Source organism: Kitasatospora sp. NPDC029312, from assembly GCF_055569215.1.
The window spans coordinates 1-7,437 of record NZ_JBVHXY010000073.1; the positions used below are offsets into that span (position 1 = coordinate 1).

At 72.9% G+C, this 7,437-nt stretch carries 4 protein-coding genes and 1 pseudogene; 3 read left to right on the top strand and 2 right to left on the bottom strand.

Annotated elements, in window-relative coordinates:
- Positions 1 to 92, bottom strand: a pseudogene (locus ACZ4WV_RS34515) (roadblock/LC7 domain-containing protein); the annotation flags it as partial.
- 10 nt (positions 93 to 102) lie between these two features.
- Positions 103 to 3,642: a nitrate- and nitrite sensing domain-containing protein gene (locus tag ACZ4WV_RS34520; protein WP_465752950.1), complete on the bottom strand. Its 3,540-nt coding sequence runs from the start codon at positions 3,640 to 3,642 to the stop codon at positions 103 to 105.
- An 804-nt stretch (positions 3,643 to 4,446) separates the two neighbouring features.
- Between ACZ4WV_RS34520 and ACZ4WV_RS34525 the strand changes: the two genes are divergently transcribed.
- The 3 genes from ACZ4WV_RS34525 (at position 4,447) to gltX (ending at position 7,196) form a co-directional block, all read left to right on the top strand.
- Positions 4,447 to 4,665 carry a hypothetical protein gene (locus ACZ4WV_RS34525; protein ID WP_465752917.1) on the top strand — a complete coding sequence of 73 codons (219 nt, stop codon included), beginning with the start codon at positions 4,447 to 4,449 and terminating at the stop codon, positions 4,663 to 4,665.
- 238 nt (positions 4,666 to 4,903) lie between these two features.
- On the top strand, positions 4,904 to 5,704 hold the full coding sequence (locus ACZ4WV_RS34530) for a fumarylacetoacetate hydrolase family protein (RefSeq protein WP_465752919.1): 801 nt from the start codon (positions 4,904 to 4,906) through the stop codon (positions 5,702 to 5,704).
- Positions 5,697 to 7,196, top strand: a complete 1,500-nt coding sequence (gene gltX, locus ACZ4WV_RS34535; protein WP_465752920.1) for a glutamate--tRNA ligase — start codon at positions 5,697 to 5,699, stop codon at positions 7,194 to 7,196. The genes ACZ4WV_RS34530 and gltX overlap by 8 nt, the downstream gene beginning before the upstream one ends.
- Positions 7,197 to 7,437: the final 241 nt, after the last annotated feature.

Here is a 7,437-nt window from a genome sequence, read left to right on the forward strand (position 1 = left end):
TCCGCGGAGACCACCACGGTGTGGGACACCCCGGGGGTGTTGTCCACGAAATTGGTGATCAGCCAGTTCAGGTTCTGTGCGGCCTGGCTCATCTGGTTCAACTCAACGCTCCTGGTGATCTGCGCCGTTGCCGTCGCTCCGGCCACCGAAACTATCGAATCCGGGCTGCTGGGCACCATGCTGGAAGCCCGGCTGGTTGGCGCCCTGCCCGGCGCCGGCCCGGCGGCCCTGCTGGATGCCCCGGCGCAGGTTGGTCAGCCGGCCGCGGACCTCCTCGGGAGCCCGGGAGACCTGCGGACCGGTCAGCGGCGCGGCCTCGGCGGTCCCGGAGACCAGGTTGGCCTGCGGGGTCCGGCGGGGGAGACCGGACATCGTGACGCCGCTGGTCGAGGGCTCGCGGACCTGCTCGGCCCGGCGCCAGCGCTCGTCGTTCGCGGACGGGCGCCACGGCGCGTCGGCGACGCCCGGCTGCGGCTGCTGCGGCTGCTGCGGGGCCCGCTGCGGTGCCTGGGCCTGTTGCGGGGCCGGCGCCTGGGTGTCCGGCGCGGAGGTGCCGGGCCGACGCGGCTGGTACGGGCGCGGCCTGGCCTGCTGCGGGTCCTGCGGGTGCGCCGCGCCCTGCTCCGGGTACCAGGGCTGCCCCCCGGTCGCCTCGGACGGGCCGGTCGGCAGCGCCATGGGCTCCTGCCGCTGCCGCTGCTGCGGCTGGACCGGGGCCTGCTCCGGGCGCGGCTGGGGCTGCGGCTGGGCCGGGTTCGGCACGTTCGGCAGCACCGGCTCCACCAGGCCGAGGCCCAGCGGGTCGCGCGGGTCGATCTGGCTGGCCTCGAAGCGGGGCCGGGCGAACTGCTGGGTGCTCTCCACCGGCGCCGGCTCGGCCGACGGCAGCGGCTGGGCCTGCTGCTGGGGCGGCAGCTGAGGCTGGGCCTGCCGCTGTGCCTGCTGCTGGGGCTGGGCCTGCTGCGGCGGCAGCTGCGGCTGGCGGTCACGGCGCGGCGCGTCCGGGCCGGGGCGCTGCGGACGGCGCTGGCCCTGCGGACCCTGCTGACCCTGCGGACCCTGCTGACCCTGCGGACCCTGGGGGCCCTGCTGAGCGGGGGCACCGGAGCCCTGACGGCCCGGGGCCCGCTGCGGCAGGCCGTCCTGCGGACGGTTGCCCGGACGGGCGCCCTGCTGCGGCGCGCCGGGGCCGCCGGGGCCGCCGGGGCGGCCGTGCTGCGGCTGCTCGCCGGTCCGCGGGGCCGGAGCGCCGCCGAACTCGCCGCCGGCCTGGGGGCGTTCCTGGCCGGGGCGGCCCTGGCCGCGGCGGGGCAGGCCGTTCATGCCGCCCTTCGGCGGGCCCTGGCGGCCGGGGCCGCCCTGCGGCAGACCGCCCTGCGGCGCCTGCTGCGGCTGGCCCTGACCCTGCTGGCCCTGACCCTGCTGAGCCGGCACCTGCGGGGCCTGGCCGGGCTGGCCGGTGGCCGGGGTCTCGCGCAGCGACTGGCCGGCCTGGCGGGTCGGCAGCCCGCCGGAGCGGCCGCCGGGTGCACCCGGGCCGGTCGGTGCGGCGGGAGCGCCCGGGCCGCCCTGGCCGAGCTGCGGACGGCCGCCCTGCGGGGCACCGCCGGCCGGGCCCTGGCCGAGCGCGGCCGGACCGCCCTGGCGGCCGGGCGGGACCTGGCGCTGCTGGCGCGGCGTCGGGGCGACTCCGCGCTGCTGCTTGCCCTGGCCGGGGCCGGGGCGGGCGGACCCGCGCCGCTCGGCGGAGTTGGTGACGTCGACCGGGAGCATGACCAGCGCGGTCGTGCCGCCGGAGTCGCTCGGGCGCAGCTGGATCCGGATGCCGTGTCGCAGGGACAGGCGGCCGACCACGAAGAGGCCCATGCGGCGGGAGACGGAGACGTCCACCGTCGGCGGGTTGGCGAGGCGCTCGTTGATCTCGGCGAGGTCGTCCGGGCTCAGGCCGATACCGGTGTCGTGGATCTCGATCAGCACCCGGCCGTCCGGCAGCGCGTGGCCGGTGACCCGGACGCGGGTCTGCGGGCTGGAGAACGAGGTGGCGTTCTCCAGCAGCTCGGCGAGCAGGTGGACGAGGTCGTTGACGACGCGGCCGGCGACCTCGGCCGAGGGGACGGCGGCGAGCTCGATGCGCTCGTACTGCTCCACCTCGGACGCGGCGGCGCGGAGCACGTCGACGAGCGGGACGGGCCTGGTCCAGCGGCGGCCCGGGTCCTCACCGGCGAGGACGAGGAGGTTCTCACCGTTGCGGCGCATGCGGGTCGCGAGGTGGTCCAGCTTGAACAGGTTGGCCAGCTGGTCCGGGTCGGCCTCGCGGCTCTCCAGCTCGGAGATCAGCGACAGCTGGCGCTGGATGAGGCCCTGGCTGCGGCGCGAGAGGTTGGTGAACATCGCGTTGATGTTGCCGCGCAGGAGCGCCTGCTCGGCGGCGAGGCGGACGGCCTCGCTGTGCACCATGTCGAAGGCGTGTGCCACGTGGCCGATCTCGTCCGTCGAGTCGACGGCGACCGGCTCGACTGTGGTGTCGACGTCGTGCGGGTCGCTCTCGGAGAGGGTCTTGACCAGCTCGGGCAGGCGCCGCTCGGCGACGTCCTCGGCCGCGGCCTGGAGGCGGGTCAGCGAGCGCACCATCGAGCGGGCGATCAGACCGGCGCCACCGAGGGCGACGAGCAGCACCAGGGCGACGGCGGCACCGATGATCAGGGCCTCGGTGTCGGCCTGGGACTGCAGGTCCTGGGCCTTTCCGTCGAGGTCCTCGATCAGCTTGGACTCGATCCGGCGCTCGGCGGTGATCTTGGCGCTGGCCTTCTCGTACCAGTCCTTGTACGAGACCGGCTCGGTCTGGTGGATGCCGCTGGGCTGGAGGATCGAGCGCGAGTAGCGGTCGGCGTCGGCGACCACCGAGTTGTAGCTGAGCTGGCCGCGCAGGTTGTCGAGGTCGTGCGCGGTGTAGATGTTGTTGAAACTCGTCAGCGCGTTGTCGTACGAGGTGCGCAGGCGGATGCCGAAGGACTCGTCACTGGGGCTGAGGTCCGGGCCCTTGGGGTTGGCCAGACCGGCGCTGATCAGCGCGCGCTGCTGCGAGGTGGCGTCCTTGGCCAGCGAGAACTGCTGCAGCGCGCGGGTGGAGACCAGCAGGTCCTTGTTGTTCGAGGCGAGCGCGATGTCCTGGGTGATGGACAGCAGGTCGCGGATGATCACGTCGTAGGCGGTGATCGTCGCCTGGATGTTCTGGCTGTTCTGGTACGGCGTGTTGCGGGCGTCCGCGATGGAGTTCAGGTCCTTGCGGATCTGGAACAGCAGCGCCTTCCCACCGGAGAGTTCGAGGTTCTCGAACTTGTCCGAGGAGGCGGTGAAGGTGCGGCTGAGGTCGTCGGTGGACTTGCGCGCCGTGACGATGTCGTCGTCCAGCGGGTCGTTCGGACGGTTGGTGATGAAGCCGGCGCTGATGTCGCGCTCGGTCTGTAGCGCGTCCGCGAGGTTGGTCGCCTTCTTGGCCAGATCCGACAGGTTGGCCATCTGGGCGAGTTGCTGCGAGTTCTCCAGCGAGGTCTGGATGCGCAGACCACCGAGGATCAGCGAGACCAGCACCGGCAGCGCGAGCAGGGCGATCAGGCGGGTGCGGATGCGCCAGTTGCGCATCGCGAGCCGGCTCAGACCGGTGGCGCGGCGCCTGGTCAGGGTGGTCCGGAGCTTGTCCCGGGCGGACTTGCGGTCCTGGCCGTCCTCCTCCGGTCGGCCGGGGCCCTCGGGCGTCACCGGGTCGGCCGGGCCGCCGGGGGCCGCCGCCTGCTGGGGGGCTGCCACAGGCTCACGCGACTCCGGGTCTCCCGCGGCGCCGCTACCCCTTTTGAAACGTCCCTGCACTGGCGTCGCAACCTCTGGACCGGGCGTCCCGCCGCGTCGCCACGGCCTGGACGGTGTCGAGTTTCCATCCGCACCCCGGCCGGTCCGGGAGAGCGGGTCGCCGGGGTGGACTACTCCCTACCCACGGTCCGTGGCATTCCAGCACAGCCGGGGAATCCCAACAAGGCCCGCCGGAGCGACTCGCCGGGTACTACCGAACGCATGCGCCGTTTCACGGACTGTGCGGTAACGGGACCGGAATACCGCCTTTTTCGGACACTCGCCGGATACATGCCAACCGGGCCGTAGATCGAAAAGAGTCACAGACCTGCTGGAATGCCCGTTCTGGGTGGAATGTCGGGAAATCCCGTTGCGGCGATATGTCGTATATCTGCGATTTGCTCAGGAATTTGTGAGCAAAATCACAGGTCAATGTGTAGCTTTGGTCACGGTCTCTGTGGAATGAGATCTCGTAACCTGGCTCTCTCCGGAGCACGGCCACGATCAGCCTGCCCAGAACCCCTCCGAATCAATCGGAACCACTCAGGCCGGTGCCGCTCCCGTGCGGATCCGCCCGGCCGTGACCACGAGGTGCTCTCGATGTCCCTGGCGAAGAAGGCCACCAAGTCCACGCTGTCCTGCCGCAACACGGCGAACCCGCGCCGGACCACGCTGGCCTCGGTCGAGGACTTCGGCAAGATCCCGGGCGCCCGCAAGCCCGAGGACGCCGTCACGTACTCCACCGAGCTGCCGGCCAGCACGGCCAACCCGCGCCGCACCCAGCTGATGGTCGCCCCGGTGATCACCCCCCGGGACTGACCCGACCGTTGCTCCGCCGAGGGCGCCGCGGACCCCGACCGGGATCCGCGGCGCCCTCGCCGTCGTCCGGATCCGGGCCTTCCCATCGGAACCGCGCTGAACAGGGGCAAAGCGGTCGGCCCGGGCCCCACGCGATAGCCTGGACGACGATTGACGGGGCCGCGCCCACGGAGGGCGAGGCGCCCAGCAGCGCCCGGGGGCGCCCCGGGCGGCCGACGAAGCGAGGGGTAGCCCAGCCGTGCGCATTGCCAGGTTTTCCGTCCGGGAAGGGAGCCCTGCCGCCGGCAGCGTCTCCTTCGGCGTGGTCGAGGGGGACCCTTCCCAGCCCGACTCGCTGGTCGTCCACGCGCTGGCCGGCCACCCGTTCGGCCAACCCCAGCCCACCGGCGAGAGCTACCGCTTCCAGGACGTCCGGCTGCTCAGCCCGATGCTCCCCAACAAGATCGTGGCGGTCGGCCGCAACTACGCGGCGCACGCCGCCGAGCTGGGCAACGACGTCCCGGACGTCCCGCTGACCTTCTTCAAGCCCTCCACCTCGGTGATCGGCCCGACCGAGAGCATCGCGTACCCGCCGTTCTCCTCGGACGTCCACCACGAGGCCGAACTCGCCGTGGTGATCGGCCGGATGTGCCGCGAGGTGCCGCTGGACCGGGTGCCCGAGGTGATCCTGGGCTACACCTGCGCCAACGACGTCACCGCCCGGGACGTCCAGCAGCGCGAGGGCCAGTGGGCCCGGGCGAAGGGCTTCGACACCGCGTGCCCGCTCGGCCCGTGGATCGAGACCGACCTCGACCCCGGCGACCTCGCCATCACCTGCACGGTCAACGGCGAGCTCCGCCAGACCGGCCGCACCTCCCTGATGGTCCGCTCGGTGGCCGAGCTCATCGTCCACATCTCCGAGGCCATGACGCTGCTGCCCGGCGACGTCATCCTCACCGGCACGCCCGCAGGGGTGGGCCCCCTCAACGTCGGCGACGAGGTCGCCGTCTCCATCGAAGGCATCGGCACTCTCGCCAACAAGGTGATCAAGCGTGGCTAACACTGACCCGGCCGTCCGGGTTCGCTTCTGTCCCTCCCCGACCGGCAACCCCCACGTGGGCCTGGTCCGCACCGCCCTCTTCAACTGGGCCTTCGCCCGCCACAACGGCGGCACGCTGGTCTTTCGGATCGAGGACACCGACTCCGCCCGCGACTCCGAGGAGTCGTACGAGCAGCTGCTCGACGCGATGCGCTGGCTCGGCTTCGACTGGGACGAGGGCCCGGAGGTCGGCGGCCCGCACGCGCCGTACCGCCAGTCGCAGCGGATGGACATCTACGCCGACGTCGCCCGCCGCCTGCACGAGGCCGGTCACGCCTACCACTGCTACTGCAGCACCGAGGAACTGGACGCCCGCCGCGAGGCGGCCCGCGCGGCCGGCAAGCCCTCCGGCTACGACGGCCACTGCCGCGACCTGACGGACGACCAGATCGCGGTCTACAAGCTGGAGAAGCGCGAGCCGATCCTGCGCTTCCGGATGCCCGACACGACCATCTCCTTCGACGACCTGGTCCGCGGCACCCTGACCTTCGAGCCCGAGAACGTGCCCGACTACGGCATCGTCCGGGCCAACGGCGCCCCGCTGTACACCCTGGTCAACCCGGTGGACGACGCCCTGATGGGCATCACCCACGTGCTGCGCGGCGAGGACCTGCTCTCCTCCACCCCCCGGCAGATCGCGCTGTACGCCGCGCTCGCCGAGATCGGCGTCGGCAACGGCACCACCCCGCGCTTCGGCCACCTGCCGTACGTGATGGGCGAGGGCAACAAGAAGCTCTCCAAGCGCGACCCGCAGTCCTCGCTCAACCTGTACCGGGAGCGCGGCTTCATCCCCGAGGGCCTGCTCAACTACCTGTCCCTGCTGGGCTGGTCGCTGGCCGAGGACCGCGACATCTTCGGCATCGACGAAATGGTCGCCGCCTTCGACATCGCCAAGGTCAACGCCAACCCGGCCCGCTTCGACCTGAAGAAGTGCGAGGCGATCAACGCCGAGCACGTCCGCAAGCTGGCTCCCGAGGACTTCGCCCGCCGCCTCGTGCCGTTCCTGCAGTCCGCCGGCCTGCTGCCGGCCGAGCCGACCGCCGAGCAGCTCGACGTGCTCGCCAGGGTCGCTCCGCTCACCCAGGAGCGGATGGTCGTGCTGAGCGAGATCGTCAACATGGCCGGCTTCCTGTTCGTCGACCCGGCCGACTTCACCGTCGACCCGGACGACGCCGCCAAGGTGCTCACCGCCGACGCCCGACCGGTGCTGGAGGCCAGCGTCAAGGCGCTGGAGGAGCTCGCGGACTTCACCCCGGAGCCGATCCAGGCCGCGCTGCGCGAGGCGCTGGTGGACGGCCTGGGCATCAAGCCCAAGTTCGCGTTCACGCCGCTGCGGGTGGCCGTCACCGGCCGCCGGGTCTCCCCGCCGCTGTTCGAGTCGATGGAGCTGCTCGGCCGCCCCGAGACGCTGCGCCGGCTGCGCTCCGCCCTGGACGCCCTGCCCGCCGCCTAGCACCTTCGGCTCGCCCCGGCGGGGCTCCCGGCGGAACCGATCCGCCAGGAGCCTCGCCGGGGCGCCAGCCGGCACGGGCCGGACAGCCCGGACGGGGCTTGACGGGCCGCTGAGCAGGCCGCGGGGGGGGGGGGGGGGGGGGGGGGGGGGGGGGGGGGAGGGAGGAGGGGGGGGGGGGGGGGGGGGGGGGGGGGGGGGGGGGGGGGGGGGGGTGGGGGGGGGTGGGGGGGGTGGGGGGGAG